This window comes from Actinomadura sp. GC306, assembly GCF_004348665.1.
GTDB lineage: Bacteria > Actinomycetota > Actinomycetes > Streptosporangiales > Streptosporangiaceae > Spirillospora.
The window spans coordinates 1-25,553 of record NZ_SMKM01000075.1 but is presented as its reverse complement, the minus strand read 5'-3'; the positions used below and the strand labels follow the sequence as shown (position 1 = coordinate 25,553).

The following is a 25,553-nucleotide window of genomic DNA, read 5'->3' as shown; positions in this document are numbered from 1 at the left end:
GCCCTCCCCCACGGCACCGGACACCATCCGGTGCTCCGGCTATGCCCGGTCAAGGACGACCGGGCCGAGTTGAAGGAGCGTCGTGAGGCCGACCGATCAGCTGCGGGCACTGTCCGACAGGCACAGCGCGCACAACTACCACCCGCTCCCGATCGTCGTCGCCGAGGCCGACGGCGTCTGGCTCACCGATGTCGAGGGACGCCGGTACCTGGACATGCTGGCGGCCTACTCCGCGGTCAACTTCGGGCACCGCAACCCGCGCCTCACCGCGGCCGCCAAGCGGCAGATGGACCGCGTCACCCTGGTGAGCCGCGCGTTCGACCACGACCAGTTCGGCCCGTTCGCCGCCGAGCTGGCCGAGCTGTGCGGCAAGGACATGGTCCTGCCGATGAACAGCGGCGCCGAGGCCGTCGAGACCGCGCTGAAGACCGCGCGCAAGTGGGGCTACGAGGTCAAGGGCGTCCCGGACGGCCAGGCGAACATCATCACGTTCGAGGGCAACTTCCACGGCCGCACCACCACGATCGTCAGCTTCTCCACCGACCCCGACGCCAAGGACTCCTACGGCCCCTACACACCGGGCTTCCGGACCGTCCCGTACGGGGACGCCGAGGCGCTGAAGGCCGCGATGGACGGCTCCACGGTCGGCGTGCTGATCGAGCCGATCCAGGGCGAGGCCGGCGTCAACGTCCCGCCGAGCGGGTTCCTGCGCACGGTGCGCGACCTGTGCACCGCCAACGGCACGCTGATGATCGCGGACGAGATCCAGTCCGGCCTCGGCCGCACCGGCGCCACGTTCGCGTGCGAGCACGAGGGCGTCGTCCCCGACGTCTACGTCCTCGGCAAGGCCCTCGGCGGCGGCATCATGCCGGTGTCCGCGGTCGTCGCCGACGCCGGCGTCCTCGGCGTCTTCAAGCCCGGCCAGCACGGCTCGACGTTCGGCGGCAACCCGCTCGCCTGCGCCATCGGCCGCGAGGTCGTCGCGATGCTGAAGACCGGTGAGTACCAGGAGCGCTCCCGGACGCTCGGCGCCCACCTGCACGACCGGCTCGGCGCGCTGCCGGGCGACATCGTCCGCGAGGTCCGCGGCCGCGGCCTGTGGGCGGGAGTCGAGCTGCACGGCAAGGCGCGCCCGGTCAGCGAGCGGCTCATGGACCTCGGCGTCCTCGCCAAGGAGACCCACGAGACCACCCTCCGGCTCGCCCCGCCGCTGACCATCGAGCGCACCGACCTCGACTGGGCCCTCGACCAGCTGGAGGCCGCCCTCAAGGGGTGAGCCGCCAAGCACCGAGCCAGCAAGCAGCGAGCCGTCGAGCACCGAGCCGCCGAGCACTGAGGCCGCCGCCCGAACCGGGCCTTTGGCCACTGCAAACCCCAAAGTCCGCCAAGAGCGGGCCAGGAGCCCGCATGGCGCGCGCGGTGACCGCCCCCTCGCAGGGAGGGTGGGGCCATGCTGCGGAGATTCGGTAGGCGCCGGGTGGTCATCGGCTGCGGGGGGCTGGCGCTCGGCGTTCTGCTGCTCGCCGGGGTCGGCCTGTACCTGCTGCAACGGACGTACGACGGCGAGGTCAACCGGATCTCGGGCGCGCTGCCCACCGAGGCGGGCAGGCCGACGGCCACCGGACGCGGCGAGAACTGGCTGCTGATCGGCTCGGACCGGCGCGCGGACATGCCGTGGATGGGCGCCCGCGCCGACGCGATCATGCTGGTGCACCTGTCCGCGGACGACGAGCGGGTCTCGGTGATCGCGATTCCGCGGGACGGCTGGGTCCCCGTCCCCGGGCACGGCACCACGAAGATCAACGCCGCGTTCGCGCACGGCGGCCCGGCGCTGCTGATCCGCACCGTCGAGAAGCTCACGAACGTGCGCGTCGACCACTACGCGGCGCTCGACTTCGGCGGGTTCGTGGAGATGACCGACGCGCTCGGCGGCGTGGACGTCACCATCACCAAACGCACCCACGACCCGATGCACGACCGCACCTGGGAGGCGGGCGACCACCACCTGGACGGCGTGGAGGCGCTGGACTTCGTGCGGCAGCGCTGGAACCTGCCCGCCGGCGACCTCGACCGGATCAAGCGGCAGCAGGCGTTCCTGCAGGCCCTCGCGAACAAGGCGCTCGACACCCGCAACCCCATCAAGATCGACCGGTTCATCCGGGCGGTGTCGCGCTCGGTGACCGTGGACGGGACCGTGACGACCGGGACGCTGCGCGGGCTCGCGCGGCGCCTGCTGGAGACGTCGACGCTGGAGTACGTCACCACCCCGGTCAAGGGCCCGGCCGCGCGCGGCGACCAGAGCGTCGTGCTGCTCGACGAGGCCGGCATGCGGGACCTGTTCACCGCCGTCCGCGAGGACCGCGTCGGCGACTACATGGTGCGCAACGGCGCCGCGAACTCCGTGGACGCCGTCCGCTGAACCGCCGGTCGGGCCGTGCCGGCAGGCCGGGATGGGCCGCCGCTAACCGCCGGTGCGGCCCGCTCTGCCGAGCAGCCAGTCGCCGGACGGGCGCGCCGCCGGCACCAGCATCACCCCGGCCACCGCGGCGACCATGCCGCCGATGATGTAGACGTACCCGGCGACCGTGCCGGGGACGGCGAGGTCGCCCTCGGCGCGGCGCATCGACATCACGAACGCCGTCACGCCCCACATCACGGCGGGCACCGCGGCGCCGAGCCGCCCGCCCATCCCGAGCCCGGCCAGCCGGACCACGCAGAACACGAGCACCGAGAGCACGATCGCCGCGACCGGGACGGGGCCGAAGGTCCAGTTCTGGACGAACGAGCCGAACACCGCGAACACGACGCCGAGCAGGGCGAGGACGGCGTACGCGGCGCCGGCCACGACCGCGTCGACCGGGGTCTCGCCGCCCGGGTGCTCCGGCGCGGGCACGGCCGTGGCACCGACCGCATCCCCGCCGGGCGCATCCCCGCCGGGCGCGGGCGCCCCGTCCGCTCCGGCGAGAGCGCCGGGGCGGCCGTCCTTCGCCAGGCTCACCCGGGTCTCGTCGTCCTCGTCCACGCCCGCCAGGGTACCGGGGACGCCGGGGCGTTCCCCCCGGAGGGGACGAGCCTCAGCCGGACGGCTCGACCGGACGCCTCAGCCGGGCGGGCTCGGCCGGGCGGGCTCAGCCGGGCGGGTCGGCCAGGCCGGCGAACAGGTCCCGCTCGCGGCGGCCGGGGCCGAGCGGCCCCAGCTCCCCCGCCTGCAGGATGTAGTACTCGGTACCGAACGCCTGCTGGCCGAGGTTGTTCGACAGCGCGTAGAACGGGCCGACCTCGTCCGGCGCCACGGCGATCTGGGTGCGGTGGGCGCGCAGGGCGGCGATCTTGGCGGGCAGGTGGGCGCGGGCGTCCACCGCCGAGGTGACCTGGCCGTCCGGAACACCGGAGCCCAGCTCGTCCAGCCCGGCGACGCGGGCGAACGGCAGCTTCGCCTCCCGCATCACCGCGATCGCGCGGGCGAGGACGGTGCGGGGGGTGGCGTAGGCGTAGACCTTGGAAACCCGCCACGGCTCGGCGCCGTCCTCGTGGGCGGGGTCGGCCGCCAGCTCGTACGCCCGCCACGTGACGCGGTGCGCCTGGATGTGGTCGGGGTGCCCGTAGTTGCCGCGCTCGTCGTAGGTGACGATCACGTGCGGGCGGACCTCCCGGATCACGGGGACGAGGTCCAGCGCGGCCGTGTCGGGGTCGGCGCGCCAGAAGCAGCGGGGGTGGTCGTTGGTGGCCGCCCCCATCATGCCCGAGTCGCGCCAGCGCCCCGGGCCGCCGAGGAAGCGGTGGTCGCGGACGCCGAGCGCCGCGCACGCCTCCGCCAGCTCCCCGATCCGGTACTCGCCCAGCCGGTCCTCCTTGTCGGAGGCCAGGTGGCGCAGGTCCTCGGGGATGACCTCGCCCTCCTCACCCAGGGTGCAGGTGACGAGACAGACGTGGGCGCCCTCGGCGGCGTACTTGGCCATGGTCGCCCCGGTCCCGATGGACTCGTCGTCCGGATGGGCGTGGACGAACAGGATCCGCGGCTCCTTCATAGGTATTGAGCCTACTCAGCGCGCGGCGCCGCGGCGATGACCGCCCTCGCTCAGCCGCCTCCGCCGGTGCCGGCCCCGCCGCCACCGGTGCCGCCGCCACCGCCGCCGCCGGTCCCGCCGCCGCCCGTGCCGCCGCCGGTGCCGCCGTCATCGTCGTCGTCCCCGCCGGTGGGCGGGTCGGTCGGCGCGCTGGTGGTCGGGTCCTGCGTCGGGATGTTCGGGGTCGTCGGCACCCGCGTCGGGATCTGCGTCCGCGGGGGCGCCGAGGTCTCGGGCCGCCGGGTGGGGAGCTCGGTCGGCTCGTCGTCCTCCTCCTCGGTGGGCGTCTCCTCGACCGAGGAGGAGTCGGTCACCGAGGGGGTGAGCGGCGTGTCCGGGGAGTCGTTCCCCCGGGTCGCCATGAACAGGCCGACGACCAGCGCCAGCGCCGCGATCGCCGCGACGGCCGCGAAGATCGGCAGCTTCGACTTGCGCTCGGGCTCCCAGTCGTCGTAGCGGCCGCGGCCGGGGCCGGTGGGCCCGCCGCCGTAGGGGGGCCGCGCGGGCGGGATGTTCCCGGTGTAGTCGGCGGGCGACACCCGGCGGGTCGCGCCGCCGGGCGGGCCCGCCATCATCCCGGCGGCGGCGCCGCCGGCGGCGAGGGTCGAGCCCTCGGCGAGCATCGTGGTCGCCTGCGCGGGGTCGTCCATGCGGGTCTGCCCGGCGCCGCCCGGCCCGCTGCCGATCAGCGCCATCATGAGCTGCTGCGCGGTCGGCCGCCGCTCCGGCTCCTTGACCAGGCAGGACGAGATCAGCCCGAGCAGGTTCTCCGGGACGCCCTCCAGCGACGGCGGCTCGTGCATCACCCGGTTGATCACCGCGACGACGGTGTCGTCGCCGAACGGCGGCCGCCCGGTCGCGGCGAACACCATCGTCGTCGCCCACGCCCACACGTCCACGGCCTCGGTGAGCGCGGCGCCCGCCACCTGCTCGGGCGCCATGTAGGAGGGGGTGCCGATCGCCTTGGTCGCGGAGGTCTGCCCGGCGTCCAGCGCCCGCGCGATGCCGAAGTCGATCACCCGGGGGCCGTCCGGCGCCATGATGACGTTGTGCGGCTTGAAGTCGCGGTGCACGATGCCGGCCTGGTGGATCGCGACGAGCGCGGTCGCGGTGCCGATGGCGAGCCGGTCCAGCGCCGCGCCGGTGATCGGGCCGGTCTCGGTGATCTGCTTGTACAGCGACGGGCCCGGCACGTACTCGCTGGCGATGTAGGGCTGGTCGCCCGCGACGTCGGCCTCCAGGACCTGCGCGGTGCAGAACCGGGCCACCTGCTTGGCGGCCTGCGCCTCCCGGACGAAGCGGGTGCGCGCCATCGTGTCGCCGGCGAGGTCCGCGCGGAGCAGTTTGATGGCGGCCCTGTTCCCGGAGGCGTCGACACCCGCGTAGACGACGCCCTGGCCGCCCTCACCGAGCCGTTCGACGATCTCGTACGAGCCAAGCCGCCGGGGATCTCCCGGCTGCAGCTCCGGCATTGACCACTCCTCAGCCCGCGACGAAATAAGTGTTTGGGGAAGCCTTGAGCTTACGCGAGCGCAGACCCGGGCAGGGGTCTTTCCCCCGTCCCCCATGCGACGCCCGCGATCATAGGGCCCGGGAGGCCGCCATGCGCGACTTCGCCAGCGAAACCGGACTGGCAGACTCGGATGCCATGAGCATCAGCTATCCGCGGCAGAGCGCCCGCACGCGAAGGTTCAGCCTGGGCGTCCCGCGCGCCTTCCAGATCGCCCCGGACGAGTCCCGCGTCGCGTTCCTGCGCACGCGGGCCGGCGACGACCCGGTGACCTGCCTGTGGACGCTCGACACCGCCACCGGCGAGGAGCGCTGCGTGGCCGACCCGGCGGCGCTGGACGTCCCGGGCGAGGAGAACCTGCCCGCCGAGGAGCGGGCGCGGCGCGAGCGCGCCCGCGAGCAGGCGGGCGGCATCGTCGGGTACGCCACCGACCGGTCGATGCGGCAGGCGGTCTTCACTTTGGCCGGGCGGCTGTACGTCGCCGACCTCGACACCGCGCTCGTCCGGGAGCTGCCCGCGCGGGCGCCGGTCTTCGACCCGCGTCCCGACCCGGCCGGGCGGCGCGTCGCCTACGTGTCGGACCGGACGCTGCGGCTGATCGAGATCGACGGCACCGGCGACCGGGCGCTGGTGCAGCCGGAGTCGGACCAGATCTCCTACGGGCTCGCCGAGTTCGTCGCGGCCGAGGAGATGGGCCGGATGCGCGGGCACTGGTGGTCGCCGGACGGCGGGACGCTGCTGGCCGCGCGGGTCGACGAGACGCCGGTGCAGCGCTGGCACATCGCCGACCCCGCCAACCCGGACGCGGCGCCGGCCGAGATCGCCTATCCGGCCGCCGGGACGCCGAACGCGATGGTGTCGCTGGTGCTGCTCAAGGTCGACGGCGGCCGGGTCGACGTCGACTGGGACCGCGGCATGTTCCCCTACGTCGTCACCGCGGCGTGGGACCGGCACGGCCTGCTGATCGTCGTGCAGCCGCGCGACCAGCGGGTGACGCGGGTACTGCGGGTCGACCCGTCCAACGGGGACACGTCCCTCGTGCACAACGAGCACGACCCGGTGTGGACGGAGATCGTCCCCGGGCTGCCGGTCCGGACGGCCGGCGGCGACCTCGTCTGGGTCACCGAGGACCACGCGGCGGACACGCGCCGGCTCACCGTCGCGGGGACGCCCGTGACGCCCCCGGGGATGCAGATCCGGTCGGTGCTGGGGGTGGACGGCGACGCGATCCTGTTCACCGCGTCCGAGGAGCCCACCGAGGTCCACCTCTACTCCCGCGACGCGTCCGGCGTGACGAAGATCACTGAGGGGCGGGGCGTCTTCGCCGGCACCCGGTCCGGCGGGACCACCGTGGTCACCGGCTCCCGGCTGGACCGGCCCGGCGTGGAGGTCGAGGTGCGCGCCCCGTCCGGCGTCCACCCGGTCGCCTCGCTGGCCGAGACCCCGGTGATCACGCCGCGGGTCGAGCTGCTGCGCACCGGCGACCGCGAGCTCCGCACCGCCGTGCTGCTGCCCGCCGGCTGGAAGCCGGGCGACGGCAGGCTGCCCGTCCTCATGGACCCCTACGGCGGCCCGCACGCGCAGCGCGTCCTGGCCGTCCAGCGGGCGTACTGCGAGCCGCAGTGGCTCGCCGACCAGGGGTTCGCCGTGGTGATCGCCGACGGCCGCGGCACCCCGGCCCGCGGGCCCGCGTGGGAGCGCGCCGTGCACGGCGACTTCGCGGAACCGGTCCTGGAGGACCAGATCACCGCGCTGATCGAGGCGGCGCGGCGGCACCCCGACGCGTTCGACCTGGACCGGGTCGGCATCCGCGGCTGGTCGTTCGGCGGCTGGCTCGCGGGCCTGGCGGTGCTGCGCCGCCCGGACGTGTTCCACGCGGGCATCGCGGGGGCCCCGGTCACCGACTGGCGGCTGTACGACACCCACTACACCGAGCGCTACCTGGGCCACCCCGACGAGGACCCCGAGCACTACGCCGCCAACTCCCTCATCGAGATGGCGGGCGAGCTGAAACGCCCGCTCATGATCATCCACGGTCTCGCGGACGACAACGTCGTGGCGGCCCACACGCTCCGCCTGTCGTCCGCCCTATTGGCCGCCGGCCGCCCCCACACCGTCCTGCCCCTGTCGGGCGTGACCCACATGACCCCGCAAGAGGTAGTGGCGGAAAACCTCCTCCACCTCCAGGTCGACTACCTCAAACAGTCCCTGAACCGCGGCTAGCACCTGCGTTGACTTGCGGCGTGTCGCCCTTATGGGCATGCCGGAAAGGGCAACACGCCGCAAGTCAACGCCGGGTCGGGCGGGCCGGCTAGGAGCTCCAGCTTCGCCACAGGGCGGCGTAGGGGCCGTTGGCGGCCACTAGTTCTTCGTGGGTGCCCAGCTCGGTGATGCGGCCGTTCTCCATCACGGCCACGCGGTCGGCGTCGTGGGCGGTGTGGAGGCGGTGCGCGATCGCCACGACGGTCCGGCCGTCCAGGACCGCGGCGAGCGAGCGCTCCAGGCGGCGGGCGGCGCGCGGGTCGAGGAGCGAGGTCGCCTCGTCTAGGACGAGGGTGTGCGGGTCGGCGAGGACGAGCCGGGCCAGTGCGAGCTGCTGTGCCTGCGCGGGCGTCAGGGCCTCGCCGCCGGAGCCGGTGCCCGCGTCCAGGCCGGGGCCGTCCCAGTCGACCGCGGCGAGGACCCGCTCCAGCTCGGCGTCGGACGCGTCCGGCCGGGCCATCACGAGGTTGTCGCGGATCGTCCCGCGGAACACGTGGTGCTCCTGGGTGACCAGGGCGACGTGGCCGCGCAGCTCGTCCAGCGGCAGCTCGACCAGCGGCACGCCGCCGAGGGTGACCGAGCCGGAGCGCGGGCCGTCGACGCCGGCGAGCAGGCGACCCAAGGTCGATTTGCCCGCGCCGCTCGGCCCGACCACGGCGAGGCGTTCACCGGGTCTGAGGTCGAGGTCCACGCCGTGCAGCACGTCCGCGCCGGAGCGGTAGGAGTAGCGGACGTCGCGTGCCGTGAGCCGCTCACCGGACGGGCGGCGGCCGTTCGGCGAGCGGTCGGGCGGGATGTCGCCCACGCCGAGCAGGCGGGCCAGGGACGCGCCGCCGAGCTGCAGCTCGTCCAGCCAGGACAGCATCGTGTCGACCGGGGCGATGAGCTGCTGCGCGTACAGGGTCGCGGCGGTCACCTGCGCGAGGGAGGCCATGCCGTTGATGTAGAGGAGGCCGCCGACCAGCAGCGTCGCCGCGACGGGCAGCATGAAGCCCAGCTCCGCGACCGGGAACAGGACCATGCGCAGGCGCAGGGTGTACCGCTCCGCCTTGTAGGACGCCGCGATGTCGGCGTCGCCGCGGGCGTGCCGGCGGTCCGCCAGGCCGAGCGCCTCGACTGTCCGGGCGCCCTGGACGGTCTCGGTCAGCCCGTCGGCGATCCGCGACCAGGCGGCGTTCTCCCGCAGGTACCCGCCGTGCGCGCGCGGCAGGTACCAGCGCATCACCGTCCACAGCAGCGGGACGCCGACCAGGGCGGGCAGCGCGACGAGCGGGCCGTTCAGCAGCAGCGCGCCGGCCGTCAGCGCGCAGACGACGACGGCGACGAGCGTCTCCGGCATCGCGTAGCGGACGGACGTGCTCAGCGTGTCCACGTCCCGGGACGCGCGGGTGACCAGGTCGCCGGTGCCAGCGCGCTCGACCCGCGCCAGCGGCAGCCCCAGGACGCGGTCGACGAATTCCTCGCGCAGGCCGGCCAGCACCCGCTCCCCGAGCCGCGCGGACGCGAAGTACGCGTAGCGGGTCAGGATGCCCTGGACGATGACGAACCCGGCGATGGCCAGGCCGGTCGTGTCGACGTCGGCGCTGCCGTCGCCAACGCCTTCGACCAGGGCGCCGAGCAGGCGCGGCGTCACCAGGCCCGTCACGGCGGCGAGCCCGTGCAGGGCGAGGACGACTGCGAGGTCACGGGGATGGCGCATGACGAGGCGCCGCGCGTACGCGCGCACCTGCGCGGGCGTCGCCACCGGCAGTGTCTCGGCCGGGAGAGCCTCGGTGCTCACGTTCCCGCCCTCTCCGCGGTCCTGTCCGTCTCCGCGGTCCTGTCCGTCTCCGGTCTGGCCGGGGTGGTCTCTTGCCTGGTCACCGTGGCCGCGTAGCGCGGGTCGGCGTCGAGGAGGTCGCGGTGCGTCCCCTCCGCGACGACCCGGCCGTCCTGGACGAAGGCCACGTGGTCGGCCCGGTCCAGCATCAGGGGGCTCGTTGTGCAGACGACGGTGATGCGTCCCGCGCGCGCTTGGCCGAGGCGGTCGGCGATGCGCGCTTCGGTGTGCGCGTCCACCGCACTGGTCGGTTCCACCAGGACCAGGACGTCGGGATCGGCGACGAGAGCCCGCGCCAGGCGGAGGCGCTGCTGCTGCCCGCCGGAGAACTCCCGCCCGGCCTCGGCCACATGCGCGTCCAGGCCGACGGAGTCGACGATGTCCTCGGCGCAGGCGGCGTGAACGGCCCTGCGCAGCGCCGCTTCGTCGCCCTCTGGGGCGAGGCTCTCGGCGAGGCGGCCGGAGAACAGGCGGTCCTCGTTGAGCGCGACGAGGACCCGCCGCCGGACGTCCGCGACGGTGTGCAGCGGGACGCCGCCGAAGTCCACCACGCCCGGCGCGTACCGGCCGAGCCGGTCGGCGATGGCCTGCGCGTCGCGCGGATCCGCCGCCGCGATCGCGGTGACCCGGCCGTCGCGCACGACGAGCCCCGACTCGATGTCGGTCACGTGAAGGGGCCCGTCCGGGCGCGCGGTCCCGGAGTGCGTCATCTCCGGCTCCATGGCCAGCAGCATCGTGACCCGCCCCGCCGCGACCAGCGCCTGGGTGATCTTGCCGGCGGCCTCCCCCACGGTCTTCAGCGGGATGATCAGGAACACGGCGTAGCCGTAGAACGTGACCAGCTCGCCCACGCCGATCGTCCCCTGTACGGCGAAGCGGGCGCCGACCCACGTAACGAGCGCGATCAGCAGGCCGGGCAGCAGCACCTCGGCGCCGCTCAGCCGCGTCTCGGCCCGCGCGACCGCGACCCCGGCCCGCCGCACCCGCTGGGACTCGGCGCGGTAGCGGCCGGAGAACATCGCCTCGCCGCCGATGCCGCGCAGCACCCGCAGGCCCGCGACGAGGTCGGTGGCGTGCGTGCTCAGCTCGCCGACCAGCTCGCGGTGCTCCTGCTCCCGGTCCCGGTAGGGGCGCAGCAGCGGCGCGGCCAAGGCCAGGATGACCGGCACGCCCACCAGGACGATCAAGCCGAGCACCGGCGAGGTGGCCAGCAGGATGCCCGCGACGGCCATGATGGCGACGACGGCGCCGGTCCCCCGGGAGACGATGTCCAGCGCTCCGCCGATGTGGACGACGTCGGACAGGCCGATGCTCACCATCTCGCCCGTGCTCAGCCGTTTCGGGAGCGTCCCGCCGAGCCGGGTGGCCTGCCGGGTGACGAGCTGGACGGTCCGGTACGAGGCCGCCAGCCAGTTGAACACCGCCAGCCGGTGCCGGAACGCGCCCGTCCCCGCCTGGAGGACGCCCAAGGCGAGCAGGACCCCGGCCCAGGTCAGCAGCGCACGTTCGTCCTTGGCCGCGACGCCGTCGCCCAGGGCGCGGCCGATCGCGGCGGGCATGAGCGCCTGGCTGAGCATCCAGACCACGCCGAGGACGGCGCCCGCGGCGCACGTCCGCCACTGGAGGCGCAGCAGCCACAGCAGGTAGCGGGCGGGAGTGATCTCCACGGAGGCGGTGTCGGGGACGGTGCCGGAGGCGGGCGTCCCGTCTCGGACGACACGGCCGGGCGTGCCAGGATCTTTTTCCGGCAGCGGCTTCACGGACGAAGGTTATGCAGCGGGGCCGCGAAAGTTCGACTGGTTTTCCGGGTGGTCCGGACGGGTTACGGCTCACCCGAAACCCCGCCGGACAGCGTCCAGGGGTGCCGCACAAGGTCAGGACGCGCTAAGGTCGAAGCACGGGGCGATGCTTCCTCCGCTCCTTGAGCCGGGACTCCGGCGGCTAGGCCAATGCCGCTCCCCCGGCGCGGTGCGCCACTCCCCGTGCCCACGGGGTGCCACGCGGAACGCCGTGACCGCTGCCAGTCGCCAGCCCGACTTTTCGGAAGCCTTTGTGAGCACCATCAGTCACCAGACGCATTCCCTCATGCCGGGGGCCGGGGACAGGGTCGACCTGCTCCTCATCGACGACGACCCCGGCGACGTCCTCATGGTCGAGAAGATGCTCGCCGAGAGCGGCATGGACGTCGAGATCAACGTGGTCGGCGACCTCGACTCCGCCGGGCGGGCGCTGACGCGGCGCACCCAGTGCATCATCGTCGACCTGTCCACCCCCGGCATCGACCGGATCGACGGGCTGCGGCAGGTCCTGGCCCTGTCCGGGTCCGCGGCCGTGGTCGTGCTGACCGGCCTCGACGACGCGCACCTCGGCGTGCGGGCGGTCGCCGCCGGCGCCGAGGACTACCTGGTCAAGCAGGAGGTCGACGCGCCGCTGCTGGCCCGCGCCATCCGCTACGCCATCGAGCGCAAGCGCTCGGAGGAGACCGAGCGGCGGCTGGTCGAGGCCCGGATCGTCGGCCGGGAGAACGCCCGGCTGGAGCGCGGCCTGCTGCCCGTCCCGCTGATCGACGACCCGGCGCTGCGGCACCACACCCGCTACCGGCCCGGCCGCCGGCGGGCCCTGCTCGGCGGCGACTTCTACGACACCGTGCAGACCGAGGGCGGCGCGGTCCACCTCGTCATCGGCGACGTGTGCGGGCACGGGCCCGACGAGGCCGCCCTCGGCGTCCAGCTCCGGATGGCGTGGCGGACGCTCGTGCTAGCCGGCCACACCGGCGAGCAGCTCCTCGGCACCCTCGACAGCGTCCTCGGCCACGAGCGGCGCAGCGAGGAGATCTTCACGACGCTCTGCATGATCACGATCGCGCCGTCGCGGCGGACCGCCCGGATGCACCTGGCGGGCCACCCCGCGCCGCTGCTGTTCCGCGGCACGCCCGGGGACGCCGGGTTCGAGGTGTCGGCGCTGCCCGATTACGCGCACGGCCCGGCGCTCGGCCTGGTGCCCGGCGCCGAGTGGCCGACCACCGAGATCGACCTCGGCGAGTCGTGGGCGGTGATGCTCTACACCGACGGCCTCATCGAGGGGAAGGTCGGCCCGGGGTCGGACCGGCTCGGCACCGAGGGGCTCGTCGAGCTGGCGCACCGGGCCCGCGGCGGCGGCGCCACGGGACGGTCCCTCATCGACGCGCTCGTCAGCGAGGTCGAGACGCTCAACGGCGACGCCCTGACCGACGACCTGGCCGTGCTGCTGCTGTCGCGGCAGCCCGACCACGACGGCGCGGCGCGTCCTTCGCGCTACTGACACACCGGCCCTGACCTCGTCAATGTTCGTTGGATCACCGATCCGGCGGGTTCCAAAACGTCCTGTGAAGTCACTCACCGGCCGGTCTATCACGGAATGGGCACAACGTCCGTTCTGCTTGGCTCGATAGCCGGCGGCTATCGAAACCAGTGCGCTGATGACTTGGAACTCTCAGCGCAGGTCCACATAGCGTCGGCACGTGGCTGTAGCGATTCCTGCGATCTACCGGTCGACCGTCGGCAAGAAGGCCGTGATGGCGGTGACCGGCGCCGTCCTCGTGCTCTTCCTGATCACGCACATGATCGGGAACCTGAAGATCTTCTTCGGCGCGGAGAGTTTCAACGACTACGCGCACTGGCTGCGCACGCTGGGCGAGCCGGCACTGCCGTACCGGACGGTGCTGACGCTCCTCGAAGTCGTGCTGCTGGTGGCGGTCGTCCTGCACATGTGGTCGGCGGTGTCGCTCGCCCGGCGCGCGTCGGCCGCGCGGCCGGTGAAGTACCAGGCCAAGAAGAAGTCGCAGGCCCAGGGCTACGCCGCGCGCACGATGCGGTACGGCGGCGTCATCATCGCGTTCTACGTCGTCTGGCACCTGCTGGACATGACGTTCTTCGTCCTCAACCCGCTGGGCGGTGACGCGACCCCCTACCAGCGGATGGTCGCCGACTTCGACCCGTCCCGCTGGTACATCACCGTCTGGTACGTCGTCGCGATCCTGTTCGTCGGCGTGCACCTCCGCCACGGCATCTGGAGCGCGTTCCAGACCCTCGGGCTGCGCACCCCGCGCACGGAGCGGCTGCTCCGGGGCCTCGCCGGAGCGACCGCGGCGGTCGTGACGCTCGGGTTCGTCGCCGTCCCCGTCTCCATCACGTTCGGATGGGTGAGCTGACACCATGATCGACGGTTTCTACAAGTCCGGCGAGCCGATCGCCGACGCCAAGGCGCCCGCGGGCCCCATCGAGGAGCGCTGGACGACCCGCAAGTTCGAGGCCAGGCAGGTCAACCCCGCCAACAAGCGCAAGAAGAAGATCATCATCATCGGGACGGGGCTGGCCGGCGGCTCGGCGGGCGCCACCCTCGGCGAGGCCGGGTACCACGTCCAGCAGTTCTGCTTCCAGGACTCCCCGCGCCGCGCCCACTCGATCGCCGCGCAGGGCGGCATCAACGCCGCCAAGAACTACCGCAACGACGGCGACAGCGTGCACCGGCTGTTCTACGAGACGGTGAAGGGCGGCGACTTCCGCTCCCGCGAGTCGAACGTGCACCGGCTCGCCGACATCTCCCGGAACATCATCGACCAGTGCGTCGCGCAGGGCGTCCCGTTCGCCCGCGAGTACGGCGGCCTGCTCGACAACCGCTCGTTCGGCGGGACGCAGGTCTCCCGCACCTTCTACGCGCGCGGGCAGACGGGCCAGCAACTCCTGCTCGGCGCGTACCAGGCGCTGATGCGGCAGGTCGACGCGGGCAACGTCGAGCTGTACCCGCGGCACGAGATGCTCGACCTGATCATGGAGGACGGGCGGGCGCGCGGCGTCGTCGTCCGCAACCTGATCAACGGCGAGATCAAGCACTACACCGCCGACGCGGTCGTGCTGGCGTCCGGCGGCTACGGCAACGTGTACTTCCTGTCCACGAACGCGATGGGCTCGAACGTCACCGCGACGTGGCGCGCCCACCGGCACGGCGCCCTGTTCGCCAACCCGTGCTTCACCCAGATCCACCCGACGTGCATCCCGGTCAGCGGCGACCACCAGTCCAAGCTGACGCTGATGTCGGAGTCGCTGCGCAACGACGGGCGGGTGTGGGTGCCGAAGAAGGCCGGCGACACGCGCAGGCCCGCCGACATCCCCGACGACGAGCGCGACTACTACCTGGAGCGCATCTACCCGTCCTTCGGCAACCTCGTCCCGCGCGACATCGCGTCCCGCGCCGCCAAGAACGTCTGCGACGAGGGACGCGGCGTCGGCCCCGGCGGCCTCGGCGTCTACCTCGACTTCGCCGACGCCATCGGGCGCCTGGGCCGGGACAAGGTCGAGGCCAAGTACGGCAACCTCTTCCAGATGTACGAGCGCATCACCGGCGAGAACCCGTACGAGACCCCGATGCGCATCTACCCCGCCGTCCACTACACGATGGGCGGGCTGTGGGTGGACTACGACCTGGAGTCCACCATCCCCGGCCTGTTCGTCATCGGCGAGGCGAACTTCTCCGACCACGGCGCGAACCGCCTCGGCGCGTCCGCGCTGATGCAGGGCCTCGCGGACGGCTACTTCGTCCTGCCGAACACCATCGGCGACTACATCGCCCGCAACGAGCTCGGGCCGGTCGGCGGCGCCGCGGTCACCGAGGCCGAGGAGCGCGTGAAGTCGCAGATCGACAGGCTGCTGTCGATCGACGGGGACCGCTCCGTCGACTCCTTCCACCGCGAGCTCGGCCACATCATGTGGGAGTACTGCGGGATGGAGCGCACCGAGGAGGGCCTGCGCAAGGCGCTCGACCTCATCCCGGAGCTGCGCAAGGAGTTCTGGGAGCGCGTCCGGGTCACCGGGAAGGGCGAGGAGCTCAACCAGCAGCTGGAGAAGGCGGGCCGCGTCGCCGACTTCTTCGAGCTCGCCGAGCTGATGGTCGTCGACGCGCTGCACCGCACCGAGTCCTGCGGCGGCCACTTCCGGGCCGAGAGCCAGGACGAGGACGGCGAGGCCAAGCGCGACGACGTCAACTTCTCCTACGTCGCCGCCTGGGCGTGGGCCGGGGAGGGCGGGCAGCCGATCCTCCACAAGGAGGCCCTGAACTTCGAATACGTCAAGCCGACCCAGAGGTCTTACAAGTGACCATGAAGCTCACATTGCGCGTCTGGCGCCAGAGCGGCCCCGATGACAAGGGGAGGATGGTCGAGTACGAGCTCGACGGCGTCTCCCCGGACGCCTCCTTCCTGGAGATGCTCGACGTCCTCAACGAGCGGCTGATCGCCGAGGGCGAGGAGCCGGTCGCGTTCGACCACGACTGCCGCGAGGGCATCTGCGGCATGTGCTCGCTCGTCATCAACGGCACCCCGCACGGTCCCGAACGGGCCACCACCACGTGCCAGCTGCACATGCGCAAGTTCAAGGACGGCGAGGTCATCGACATCGAGCCGTGGCGCGCGGCGGCGTTCCCGGTCGTCAAGGACCTGGTCGTGGACCGCTCGGCGTTCGACCGGATGATCCAGGCCGGCGGCTACATCTCCGCGCCGACCGGCACCGCGCCCGAGGCGCACGCCGTGCCCGTCCCGAAGCCGGACGCCGACCGCGCGTTCGAGGCCGCCGAGTGCATCGGCTGCGGCGCCTGCGTCGCGGCCTGCCCGAACGGCTCGGCCGCGCTGTTCCTCGGCGCCAAGGTCACCCACCTCGGCCTGATGCCGCAGGGGCAGCCGGAACGCTGGGACCGCGTCGTGTCGATGCTCGACACCCACGACGCGGAGGGCTTCGGCGGCTGCACCAACACCGGCGAGTGCACCGCCGCCTGCCCCAAGGGCATCCCCCTGGACGTCATCGGCCGGCTGAACCACGACTACCTGAAGGCCAGCGCGGGCGGCAAGAAGCGCTGACCCGGTACGGCACCCCTTGGACCGACCCCGCCCGGAGTACCGGGCGGGGTCATTCAGTCACGGGGACCGTTCATGGGCGCCGCTACCGTGGACCCATGACGATCACGCTGGTTCCCTACCACCTGGACGAACGGCTCCCCGACTCGTCCTTCCCCCTGCCCACCGCCGGTTTCATCCCGGTGACGCGGGAGCTGCCCGCCGAAGGCGACGTCTGGACACGCCTCGGCGCGCTGTACGAACTCGTCTCCGCCGAGGTCGCCGACCAGGTCGCCGGCGGGACGAGGCCGACCGTGGTGTCGGGCGACTGCCTGGTCTCCACGGCGGTCCTCGCGGGCGTCCAGCGGGCGGGCGTGGACGCCTCGGTCGTCTGGTTCGACGGACACGGCGACGTCCACTCCCTGGAGAGCTCCACGTCCGGCTACATCGGCGGGATGCCGCTGCGGCAGATCATCGGCGACCATCCCGAGCTGCTCACCGGCCCGCTGGGGATGCGCCCGCTGCCGGAGGACCGCGCCGTCCTGGTGGACGCCCGCGACCTCGACCCCGCCGAGGCGGAGTTCCTCGCGACCTCGAAGGTGCGGCACTGCCCGGTGGACGACGTCGTCCTGCCCGACGGGCCGCTCGTCCTGCACGTCGACCTGGACGTGATCGACAAGGACGACCTGCCGGGCCTGCGGTTCCCGGTCGGCGACGGCCCGTCGCGCGACGCGGTGCTCGCGTCCTACCGCCGCGTCATGGCCACCGGCCGGGTCGCCGCCCTGGACCTCGCCTGCCCCTGGCACCTCCCGGAGAACGACGACACCGCCATCCGCACCCGCCTCCTGGCCGAGATTCTGGGCTGGACCGAGGGCGCCTGATCCGGCCACTCGCACATGCGCGAAGACCCCTGACCAGACCGTGATCTTGCAGGAGCGGCTGGCCGGCTCCTCCCCGGAGATTCGACCTGACCGCCGCCGTCCACTGCGACGCCGTCGACGACCGGCACGGCATCGACGACCGGCGCGGCATCGCCGGACGGCGCGGCCGAAGTCGTAGCGCTCTCCGCTGCGCCTATTCGGTGAGGAGGGTTTCGACGCCCGGGGGGAGGCTGCCGGCCAGGCCCGCCTCGACGAGGAACGTCTGCAGGGTGTCCTGGAAGGCGCGGGCCGCGTGGGTGAGCTCGACGTCCTTGCGGTGGGCGAGGGCGATGGTGCGGAGGAGGCCGGGGCCCTGCCGTCCGCGGCGCGCCTCCTCGTCGGGGAGGACGAGCGGCGTTCCGCGCAGGCCGGGCCGTCCCGCGAGGACCATGCTCGGCACGACCGCCACGCCCAGGCCGACCTCCACGAAGCGCAGGACGGCGTCCATCTCGCCCCCCTCGACCGCGAACCGGGGCTCGAAACCGGCGGCACGGCACGCGCTGATGGTCGCCTCGCGCAGGTCGTACCCCGGGCGGAACATCACGAGCGGCCGGTTCCGGAGATCCTCGATGCGCAGATACGAGCGGCGAGGCAGTTGCGCGGCCTTCAGGGAACGCTCGGGCAGGCCCGTCTCCGCACCGGTCGGCGACGCCACCACCAGGAACTCGCGCAGGATCGGCGTCGTGTCCAGCGGCGGGTCGCCCTGGAGCGGGAGGATGACCAGCGCCATGTCCAGCGAACCGCGGGTCAGTTCCCGCACGAGGTCACGGGAGCCGCCCTCCTCCACCAGGAGCTGGATCCCCGGGTAGGCGTCGTGGAAGCGGCGCAGCACGTCCGCCAGCAGGCCCGCGCAGAGCGACGGTGTTGCGCCGAGCCGCACCCGGCCGCGCTTGAGACCCGCGAGTTCCTGCACCTCCAGGCGCGCCGTGTCGACGTCGGCGAGGATGCGCTTGGCCAGCGGCAGCAGGGCCTCGCCCGCGGGCGTCAGGGTGATGTTCCCCCTGGCCCGGCTGAACAGGGACACGTTCAGCTCCGACTCCAGCGCGCGGATCTGCTTCGACAGCGACGGCTGCGCCACCCGCAGGAGCTCCGCGGCCTGCGTGAAGTGGCGCACCTCCGCCACCGCGACGAAATAGGCGAGCTGCTGCAACTGCATCCTGCACAGGGTACGGGTCGCGTCCCGCCCCGCCCGCACGCGGTCCGCGGGTCAGCGGGCGTGGCGGCGGAGTGCCTGCAGGTCATGGACGATGAGGCGGCGCCGCCCCGTCTCGATCCAGCCGTGCGCGCGCAGCGTCCGCAACGCCTTGCTGACCGCCTCGCGGGACGCGCCGACCCAGCCCGCCAGCTCCTCCTGCGACAGGTTCAGCGTGATGCGGACGCTCTGCCCGTCCCCCTCGCCCGTCCGGTACGGGACGCCGAACCGCTCGGCCAGCTCGACGAGGCGCTGCGCGACCCGCCCGGTCGCGTCGAACATGCCGAACTCGGCGCGCTTGCGGTCGGCGTCGCGCCAGCGCTGGCACAGCACCCGCATGATGATGATCGAGACGCGGCCGTGGGCCTGGAGGAACGCCATGAACTCGTCCGCCGGGACCGCCAGGGCCCGTACCGGCTCCAGCGCGGCGACCGACGCCGACCGCGGCTGCCCGTCGATCGCGGCGACCTCGCCGAGCAGCGCCCCCGGCCCGCGCACGGCCAGCAGCGCCTCCCCGCCCTGCTCACGGTAGGAGAACGCCTTCACGCGGCCCCGCAGCAGGACGGCGACCCAGCCCGGGGCCTCCCCCTCGGTGAAGAGCGTGTCCCCCCGCGCGAAGTCGCGGACGCGGCCGCGGGACTCCAGGTCCGCGCGCTCCGCCTGAGTGAGTTCGGCGAAGAACGAGCCCGGTTCGAGGGCGCTCATGGCCCCCACGCTAGAGGGCGCCGGGCTTGCCGCGGCCCGGGAAGAGAATCACGAATCCACAACGCGTTGTGTGCACAAATCCCTACTCGAACGGCCGGGGGTGGGACAGGGTGGTCGTGGCGTGTGCGGTTGGCAGGCCGTCCAGCGTCCACGGCGTTCATGGGGAACGGCGTAACGGCGGGCGGCGGCCCGGGGGCACGCCGCCCGCCGTGTCACGGGAGCGCCGCATGCCAGGGCGTCGCTGCCGGGCGGGAACGCGAACGTCCCCCGTCGCGCGGGGCGGCGGGGGACGCTCGCGAAAGGCCGGAGCACCGGGACCGTCACGCGGACGGGGTGTCCTGCCCCTTCTTGACGATGCCGAGCTTGGTGCCGAGCCACACGACCGGGTCGTACTTGCGGCCCACCACCCGCTCCTTCATCGGGATCAGCGCGTTGTCGGTGATCTTGATGTGCTCGGGGCAGACCTCGGTGCAGCACTTGGTGATGTTGCAGAAGCCGAGGCCGTGGTCGTCCTGCGCGATGTTGCGCCGGTCGGCCTGGTCCGCCGGGTGCATCTCCAGCTCGCCGATCCGCATCAGGAAGCGCGGGCCGGAGAACTTCTCCTTGTTCTGCTCGTGGTCACGGATGACGTGGCACACGTCCTGGCACAGGAAGCACTCGATGCACTTGCGGAACTCCTGCGAGCGCTCGACGTCCACCTGCTGCATCCGCAGCTCGCCCGGCTTGGCGTCGCCCGGGTCGAACGACGGGACCTGCCGCGCCTTCTCGTAGTTGTACGACACGTCCGTGACCAGGTCGCGGATCACCGGGAACGTGTTGACCGGCGTCACCGTGACCGTCTCGTCCGGGTCGAACGTCGACATCCGCGTCATGCACAGCAGCCGCGGCATGCCGTTGATCTCCGCGGAGCACGAGCCGCACTTGCCCGCCTTGCAGTTCCACCGGACGGCGAGGTCGGGCGCCTGCGTCGCCTGCAGCCGGTGGATGATGTCGAGGACGACCTCGCCCTCGTTCACCTCGACCGTGTAGTCGACCAGCTCGCCGTCGCCGTCGTCGCCGCGCCAGACCTTGAACTTGGCCTCGTAGCTCATCGGTCGCCCTCCTCGTCCTTGCCGTCGGCGGACGCGGCGGTCGCACCGGACCCGGCCGCGGCCTCCGCCTCCGCCGTCCCGACTTCCGCGGCCAGGGCGGCCGGCAGTTCCTCGGCGGTCAGGTACTTCTTCAGCTCGTCGTTCTCGAACAGGCCCAGCAGGTCGTCCCGCATGGGCGAGAGCGGCTGCCTGGTCAGCTCGACGTGCGGGTCGGCCGGGTCGCCGGCCAGCGAGCACACCAGGTTGACCTTCCGCCACTCCGCCGACATCTGCGGGTAGTCGTCGCGGGTGTGGCCGCCGCGGCTCTCCTGCCGCGCCAGCGCCGCCTTGGCGACCGCCTCCGACACCAGCAGCATGTTCCGCAGGTCCAGCGCGAGGTGCCAGCCCGGGTGGTAGCCGCGCCCGTCGTTCACCGCGACCGGGTCGACCTTGACGTTCGCGACCCGCTCGCGGAGCTTGCCGAGCGACTCCAGCGCCTGCTGCAGCTCCTCTTCCTTGCGGATGATGCCGACCAGCTCGTTCATCGTCTGCTGCAGCTCGGCGTGGACGGCGTAGGGGTTCTCGCCGTCCGCCCGCTCGAACGGCGCGAGCGCCTCGGTCGTCGCCGCCGCGACCTCCTGCTCCGGGACGGCGGGACGCGCCGGCAGCGCGTCGACGTACTCGGCCGCGCCGAGCCCGGCCCGGCGGCCGAAGACCAGCAGGTCCGACAGCGAGTTGCCGCCGAGCCGGTTGGAGCCGTGCATGCCGCCGGAGACCTCGCCCGCGGCGAACAGCCCGGGGACCTTCGCGGCGCCGGTGTCGGGGTCGACCTCCACCCCGCCCATCACGTAGTGGCAGGTCGGGCCGACCTCCATGGCCTCCTTGGTGATGTCGACGTCCGCCAGCTCCTTGAACTGGTGGTACATCGACGGGAGCCGCTTGACGATCTCGGCGGCGCCGCCGGGCATCCGGTCGACGACGGTGAGGAAGACCCCGCCGTGCGGCGATCCGCGCCCGGCCTTGACCTCGGAGTTGATCGCGCGGGCCACCTCGTCGCGCGGCAGCAGCTCGGGGGGCCGCCGGTTGTTCTCCGGGTCGTCGTACCAGCGGTCCGCCTCCTCCTCCGAGGTGGCGTACTGCTCCTTGAACACCTCGGGGATGTAGTCGAACATGAACCGCTTGCCCTCGGAGTTCCGCAGGACGCCGCGGTCGCCGCGCACCGACTCGGTCACGAGGATGCCCTTGACGGACGGCGGCCAGACCATGCCGGTCGGGTGGAACTGCACGAACTCCATGTTCAGCAGCGTCCCGCCGGCGAGCATCGCCAGCGCGTGGCCGTCCCCGGTGTACTCCCAGGAGTTCGACGTGACCTTGAACGCCTTGCCGATGCCGCCGGTCGCCAGCACCACCGCCGGCGCCTCGAACACCACGAACTTGCCGGTCTCGCGGACGTAGCCGAACGCCCCGCAGATCTTGCCGTCGCCGTCCTTCAGCAGCCGCGTCACCGTCGTCTCGGCCCAGACCTTCAGCCTGGCCTCGTAGTCGCCGTGCTCGGCGTGGTCCTCCTGCTGGAGGGCGACGACCTTCTGCTGCGCGGTGCGGATCAGCTCCAGGCCCGTCCGGTCACCGACGTGCGCCAGCCGCGGGTACTCGTGCCCGCCGAAGTTGCGCTGGCTGATCTTGCCGTCCTTGGTGCGGTCGAACAGCGCGCCCCACAGCTCCAGCTCCCAGATGCGGTCCGGGGACTCCTTGGCGTGCAGCTCCGCCATCCGCCAGCTGTTCATGAACTTGCCGCCGCGCATCGTGTCGCGGAAGTGGACCTGCCAGTTGTCCTTCGCGTTGACGTTGCCCATCGCGGCGGCGGCCCCGCCCTCCGCCATCACCGTGTGCGCCTTGCCGAACAGCGACTTGGAGATGATCGCGGTCTTCTTGCCCTGGAGGCGCGCCTCGATCGCCGCGCGCAGCCCGGCGCCGCCGGCGCCGATCACCACGACGTCGTACGAGTGCCTCTCGATCTCAGTCATGATCCCTTGGCCTCAGTTGAAGAAACGCAGGTCGGAGATGGTCTCGCTGGCGACCAGCATGATGTAGAAGTCGGCCACCACCAGCGAGCCCAACGTGATCAGGGCGTACGTGCCGTGCCGCTCGTTGATCTTGGACACCCAGCCCCACATCCGGTACCGGACGGGGTTCTTGGAGAAGTTCTTCAGCCGTCCGCCGATGATGTGCCGGCAGGAGTGGCACGAGAGGGTGTACAGCCAGAGCAGGATCACGTTGCCGACCAGGATGACGGTGCCGAGCCCGATCCCGAAGCCGCCGTCCTTGCCGTGGAAGGCGAGGAGCGCGTCGTAGGTGTTGATGAGGGAGATCAGCACGGCCGCCATGAAGAAGTAGCGGTGCAGGTTCTGCCCGATCAGCGGGAAGCGCCGCTCCCCGGTGTAGTTCTCACGCGGCTCGCGCACCGCGCACGCGGCGGGCGACAGCCAGAACGAGCGGTAGTACGCCTTGCGGTAGTAGTAGCAGGTCAGCCGGAACAGCAGCAGGAACGGCAGCGAGATCGCCGCGAACGGGATCCAGCCGCGGGTGCCCTCGGGCAGGAACGTCCCGAACATCGCCGCGCTGCCGGTGTGGCCGTTCACCGTGACGCTGTTGCAGATCTCGTTGAAGCACGGCGAGTAGAACGGCGTCAGGTAGTGGAACTCCGGCACGTAGAAGGCGGCGCCCCAGAAGGCCCGGACGGTCGCGTACGCCACCCAGGCGGTGAAGATCACGAAGATCGACACCGGATACAGCCGCCAGTTGTCCTTCCGGAGCGTGCGTTCCTTGATCTGGGCGCGCGATTTCGCGGGCGCCTCCACAGTGCTCATCGTTCGGCTCTCCTGAGCTCGGGTCTTCGTGTCCCCGGTACCACGGTCTGAGCGCACCCTGCGGCCGTCGCGCCCCGGCCTCGGCCCGTGCGTCCGAGCCGTCGGCCATGCGCCCCGGCCGGTTCGCGGTCGCGACCGGCTGCCGAGTCGCATGCGGGCGGTGACGCCTCGTGTGCGCTTCCAGCGAAGCGACCTTACGCCACCCGCCGGGAGCTGTGACATACACAACAGGCAGACCCGCATGTGAGTCTGACCACAGACTTTAGCCTCCGGACGACACCCGCACACGGCCCGCCTTCCATAACCAGTTGTTATGGCTGAACGGAATGGAGACGAGTGCACCCGGGCATGGCCGCCGGGCCGTCCAGCAGGTGGGACGCCCCTCCCCGCACTCGGTCACGGACGGTGAGCGGACCCCGGACGCCTACTCCGACCGCACGTGGTTGACGATCTTGCGGATGAAATGGGCCTCGGCCTCGCTCGCCCGTCCGGTGCCGTACACGCGCAGCACCTCGGCGAGGTCGGGGAAGCGGTCGGCGAGCAGTTCGGCGGCGGCCTCGATCTCCGAGGCGGAGGCGACCTCGCGCAGGACGGTCTGGACGAGGCGGGCCGACTCGGCGGGCCCCCGCCCGGCCGGCGCGTCGTCCCGCCCCTCCGCGGCGACGCGCACGTTCGAGGTGGTGGCCGCCGTCTCGGCCCGGATCCGCGCCAGCCGGTCCTTGATCTCGGCGGCGGTCAGCGCGTCGAACCCGGGCCCGCCGACGAGCTCCTCGACCGCCAGCAGCCGGTGCAGGACGGCCGGATTGCTGATCTTCGCCCGCTGCCCGGACATCAGCTGCGACAGCATCGGCGCGGACAGGCCGAGCACCCCCGCCAGCCCGGACTGGGAGAGCCCGAGCCGGTCGAGGAGCGGGCGGACGCGGTCGCCGAGCGGCTCGCCGTACCACTCGGTCTGCAGCGCCCGATTGCGGGCCACCGTGTCCTCGGCGACGGCCAACCGAACCACCCCTTGACGATTCGCAAATGCAAACGCTATATTCGCGGACGCACACAAGCCCATGGCGCCTCTTGCCATGGTGCCATGTGACACCTCGTTTGCATATGCGACAAACCCGGAAGGATCGACCATGCGCCCGTCACTTCGCCTGGCCACCGCCACGGCGGCGCTGCTGCTCGCCACCGGCTGCTCCCTGGTGCCGAACTCGTCCTCCGGGGAACGCTCCGGCGGCACGGCCGGCGGAGCCGTCGCGGAGGGCGAACCCGGCTTCGACGACGTCGGCGAGCCGATCACCAAGGCCACGTTCGACTCCCTCATCGAGCCGGGGGCCAAGGTCGACATCGCGATCATGGGCCTCCGAGTCCGGGGCCGGCTCGCCACCCTCCTCACCCAGTTCACCCCGCGCATCCCCCCGGGCGGCGAGGACAAGCCCTCCCCCTACGAGCTGAACGGCAGGGACGGCCTCGGCACCTCGCTGATCGACCCGGTCAACCTCAAGCGGTACGTCGTCGTCAAGGACTTCCGCGGCAAGGAACTGGAGACGAACGACATCACCACCCGCATCCCCAACAACCAGACCGGCAACTTCTCCTTCACGTTCGCCGCGCCGCCGGACAACGTGAAGGCGGTGGACGTGCAGATCGGCTCCTGGCCGACCTTCCGCGACATCCCGGTGGAACGGTGACCGGCATGCGGCTCCTACTCGCGGCGGCCGTCCTCGGCGCGCTCCTGGCCGTCCCGTCGGTGGCCGGCGCGGCCTCGGACGTCCCCGAGGCCAACATCGCCGAATCCATCCGCAACATCGAGACGGCCGAATCCGTCCGCAACATCGACCTCTCCAGGGCGGTCATCCCACTGGAGACCGAGGAGAACAACGGCGAGCAGGTCACAGTACGCATATCGGCCGACGTCCTGTTCGACTTCAACAAGGCCACCCTCACCGATGCCGCCGAACGCCGCATCGCCGAACTCGCCAAACGCCTCCGCGACGTCCGCGGAACCATCGAGGTCTCCGGCCACACCGACTCCGTAGGCCCTGACGACTACAACCTGGACCTCTCGAAACAACGCGCCGAAGCAGTGAAAACCGAACTGCAGCGCTCCCTGCAGAACACGAGCCTGCGCATCACGGCCGAAGGCTACGGCGAAAGAAAACCCGTAGCCCCAAACGAGAACGCCAACGAGGACTCCCCAGAGGGCCGCGCCAAGAACCGCCGCGTAGACATAACCTACGAGAGGAACTGACCGCCCCCGTCCCCCGAAGGGTCGGCCGGGGTGGGAT

21 protein-coding genes are annotated in these 25,553 nt (G+C 72.3%); 10 read left to right on the top strand and 11 right to left on the bottom strand.

Features of this window, described 5'->3' with window-relative positions:
* Positions 1-82 precede the first annotated feature (82 nt).
* Positions 83-1,276, top strand: coding sequence for an ornithine--oxo-acid transaminase (gene rocD / locus E1200_RS13590; RefSeq protein ID WP_131952245.1), 1,194 nt, complete (start codon positions 83-85; stop codon positions 1,274-1,276).
* Positions 1,277-1,450: 174 nt separating this feature from the next.
* Positions 1,451-2,419 (top strand): LCP family protein, encoded by a 969-nt coding sequence (locus E1200_RS13585; protein ID WP_131952243.1) that lies wholly within the window; start codon positions 1,451-1,453, stop codon positions 2,417-2,419.
* A 42-nt stretch (positions 2,420-2,461) separates the two neighbouring features.
* On the opposite strand, the gene E1200_RS13580 is transcribed toward E1200_RS13585, so the two are convergent.
* The 3 genes from E1200_RS13580 to E1200_RS13570 form a co-directional block, all read right to left on the bottom strand.
* Entirely contained in the window at positions 2,462-3,022 is a 561-nt protein-coding gene (locus tag E1200_RS13580) for a DUF6113 family protein (protein ID WP_131952241.1), read from the bottom strand.
* Positions 3,023-3,128: 106 nt separating this feature from the next.
* Positions 3,129-4,028: an N-acetyl-1-D-myo-inositol-2-amino-2-deoxy-alpha-D-glucopyranoside deacetylase gene (gene mshB / locus E1200_RS13575; RefSeq protein WP_131952239.1), complete on the bottom strand. Its 900-nt coding sequence runs from the start codon at positions 4,026-4,028 to the stop codon at positions 3,129-3,131.
* Between the two features lie 50 nt (positions 4,029-4,078).
* Positions 4,079-5,539: a serine/threonine-protein kinase gene (locus E1200_RS13570; RefSeq protein ID WP_131952237.1), complete on the bottom strand. Its 1,461-nt coding sequence runs from the start codon at positions 5,537-5,539 to the stop codon at positions 4,079-4,081.
* Between the two features lie 176 nt (positions 5,540-5,715).
* Between E1200_RS13570 and E1200_RS13565 the strand changes: the two genes are divergently transcribed.
* The gene (locus E1200_RS13565) at positions 5,716-7,800 is read left to right on the top strand and encodes a prolyl oligopeptidase family serine peptidase (protein ID WP_131952235.1); all 2,085 of its coding nucleotides are present in this window, start codon (positions 5,716-5,718) and stop codon (positions 7,798-7,800) included.
* Between the two features lie 88 nt (positions 7,801-7,888).
* Here E1200_RS13565 and E1200_RS13560 read toward each other — a convergent pair whose 3' ends face one another.
* Both E1200_RS13560 and E1200_RS13555 read right to left on the bottom strand, forming a co-directional pair.
* Complete coding sequence (locus tag E1200_RS13560; RefSeq protein WP_347813216.1) at positions 7,889-9,619, bottom strand: ABC transporter ATP-binding protein; 1,731 nt, start codon at positions 9,617-9,619, stop codon at positions 7,889-7,891.
* Positions 9,616-11,418, bottom strand: coding sequence for an ABC transporter ATP-binding protein (locus E1200_RS13555; protein WP_243708539.1), 1,803 nt, complete (start codon positions 11,416-11,418; stop codon positions 9,616-9,618). The genes E1200_RS13560 and E1200_RS13555 overlap by 4 nt, the downstream gene beginning before the upstream one ends.
* A gap of 292 nt (positions 11,419-11,710) precedes the next feature.
* On the opposite strand from E1200_RS13555, the gene E1200_RS13550 reads away from it, so the two are divergent.
* The 5 genes from E1200_RS13550 (at position 11,711) to E1200_RS13530 (ending at position 17,401) form a co-directional block, all read left to right on the top strand.
* Positions 11,711-12,958 carry a SpoIIE family protein phosphatase gene (locus E1200_RS13550; RefSeq protein WP_347813215.1) on the top strand — a complete coding sequence of 416 codons (1,248 nt, stop codon included), beginning with the start codon at positions 11,711-11,713 and terminating at the stop codon, positions 12,956-12,958.
* 199 nt (positions 12,959-13,157) lie between these two features.
* Entirely contained in the window at positions 13,158-13,847 is a 690-nt protein-coding gene (locus E1200_RS13545; protein WP_131952231.1) for a succinate dehydrogenase cytochrome b subunit, read from the top strand.
* A gap of 4 nt (positions 13,848-13,851) precedes the next feature.
* Positions 13,852-15,789 carry a fumarate reductase/succinate dehydrogenase flavoprotein subunit gene (locus E1200_RS13540; protein WP_131952230.1) on the top strand — a complete coding sequence of 646 codons (1,938 nt, stop codon included), beginning with the start codon at positions 13,852-13,854 and terminating at the stop codon, positions 15,787-15,789.
* Between the two features lie 2 nt (positions 15,790-15,791).
* The gene (locus tag E1200_RS13535; protein ID WP_131952247.1) at positions 15,792-16,544 is read left to right on the top strand and encodes a succinate dehydrogenase/fumarate reductase iron-sulfur subunit; all 753 of its coding nucleotides are present in this window, start codon (positions 15,792-15,794) and stop codon (positions 16,542-16,544) included.
* Between the two features lie 95 nt (positions 16,545-16,639).
* Positions 16,640-17,401, top strand: a complete 762-nt coding sequence (locus E1200_RS13530; RefSeq protein ID WP_131952229.1) for an arginase family protein — start codon at positions 16,640-16,642, stop codon at positions 17,399-17,401.
* Between the two features lie 193 nt (positions 17,402-17,594).
* Here the strand turns inward: E1200_RS13530 and E1200_RS13525 are convergent, their stop codons facing one another.
* From E1200_RS13525 to E1200_RS13500, 6 genes are all read right to left on the bottom strand, one after another.
* Entirely contained in the window at positions 17,595-18,596 is a 1,002-nt protein-coding gene (locus E1200_RS13525; RefSeq protein WP_131952228.1) for a LysR family transcriptional regulator, read from the bottom strand.
* 51 nt (positions 18,597-18,647) lie between these two features.
* Positions 18,648-19,337, bottom strand: coding sequence for a Crp/Fnr family transcriptional regulator (locus E1200_RS13520; RefSeq protein WP_131952227.1), 690 nt, complete (start codon positions 19,335-19,337; stop codon positions 18,648-18,650).
* Positions 19,338-19,657: 320 nt separating this feature from the next.
* Complete coding sequence (locus E1200_RS13515) at positions 19,658-20,428, bottom strand: succinate dehydrogenase/fumarate reductase iron-sulfur subunit (RefSeq protein WP_131952226.1); 771 nt, start codon at positions 20,426-20,428, stop codon at positions 19,658-19,660.
* Positions 20,425-22,431 carry a fumarate reductase/succinate dehydrogenase flavoprotein subunit gene (locus tag E1200_RS13510; RefSeq protein ID WP_131952225.1) on the bottom strand — a complete coding sequence of 669 codons (2,007 nt, stop codon included), beginning with the start codon at positions 22,429-22,431 and terminating at the stop codon, positions 20,425-20,427. The genes E1200_RS13515 and E1200_RS13510 overlap by 4 nt, the downstream gene beginning before the upstream one ends.
* A gap of 12 nt (positions 22,432-22,443) precedes the next feature.
* Positions 22,444-23,274, bottom strand: coding sequence for a hypothetical protein (locus tag E1200_RS13505; protein ID WP_131952224.1), 831 nt, complete (start codon positions 23,272-23,274; stop codon positions 22,444-22,446).
* A gap of 424 nt (positions 23,275-23,698) precedes the next feature.
* The gene (locus E1200_RS13500; RefSeq protein ID WP_131952223.1) at positions 23,699-24,271 is read right to left on the bottom strand and encodes a helix-turn-helix transcriptional regulator; all 573 of its coding nucleotides are present in this window, start codon (positions 24,269-24,271) and stop codon (positions 23,699-23,701) included.
* Between the two features lie 130 nt (positions 24,272-24,401).
* Here E1200_RS13500 and E1200_RS13495 point away from each other — a divergent pair, with 130 nt between their 5' ends.
* A complete protein-coding gene (locus E1200_RS13495; protein ID WP_131952222.1) occupies positions 24,402-24,956 on the top strand; it encodes a hypothetical protein in 555 nt (184 codons plus the stop codon).
* Positions 24,957-24,961: 5 nt separating this feature from the next.
* A complete protein-coding gene (locus E1200_RS13490) occupies positions 24,962-25,516 on the top strand; it encodes an OmpA family protein (RefSeq protein ID WP_131952221.1) in 555 nt (184 codons plus the stop codon).
* Positions 25,517-25,553: the final 37 nt, after the last annotated feature.